Origin of the sequence: Thermincola ferriacetica (assembly GCF_001263415.1) — a bacterium.
GTDB lineage: Bacteria > Bacillota > Thermincolia > Thermincolales > Thermincolaceae > Thermincola > Thermincola ferriacetica.
In genome coordinates this window covers 1-779 of sequence record NZ_LGTE01000069.1, presented here as the reverse complement: position 1 = coordinate 779, position 779 = coordinate 1, and the positions used below count along the sequence as shown (strand labels likewise).

The 779-nt window shown below is 41.7% G+C and carries 1 pseudogene; it reads right to left on the bottom strand.

What is annotated here, in order from left to right:
* Window positions 1-779: pseudogene (locus Tfer_RS15715) on the bottom strand (IS256 family transposase); the annotation flags it as partial.

The following is a 779-nucleotide window of genomic DNA, read 5'->3' as shown; positions in this document are numbered from 1 at the left end:
TTTTTCGTATTTCCGGCGGGTACTTGAAGAAAGTAGCTATCTCGTGCCAGTTCTTGCGCCATGATTTTATTGCCAACGGGTACTTAGAGCCCCATTTATTTTCGAACTCATCCAACATCATTAAGCCTTCTTCTTCAGTAGCGGCCTTATAAACCGGCTTCAAATCAGCAGTAAACTGAACTGTTTGAGATCTTTGTATGAGACGTATCTTGTTGAGTTCCTGATTTGGTGGACTATACATTTCTGAATTTCAGTTTCAGGGAAACACGCAGCAATAGCATCGGAAATGCCGGTAAGATTGTCCACGCTCATGATGAGTATATCCGTTACCCCGCGATTTCTGAGTTCATTCAGGACATTAAGCCAAAATTTTGCACTTTCGTGTTCACCAATCCATATACCAAGAACATCCTTTTTACCTTTCAGGTCTACGCCAATGACCATGTAAGCAGCTTTATTAACGACTTGGCCTTCCACTCGAACCTTGTAATGGATGGCATCAAGAAAAATAACTGTGTATATTTCCTGCAGAGGACGGTTCTGCCATTCACGAATGACCGGTAAAAGTTTATCAGTGATATTGGATATTAGGGTTGGGGACGCTTCGATACCGTAGATGTTATGTAAATGGTCCTGAATATTTCTTGCTGTCATTCCCTTGGCATACATAGAAATGATTTGATCTTCAATCCCGGAAACGTCTCTTTGGTGTTTTTTAACCACTACGGGTTCAAATTCACCGTTACGGTCCCTGGGAATATTCAGCTCAATTTCGCACA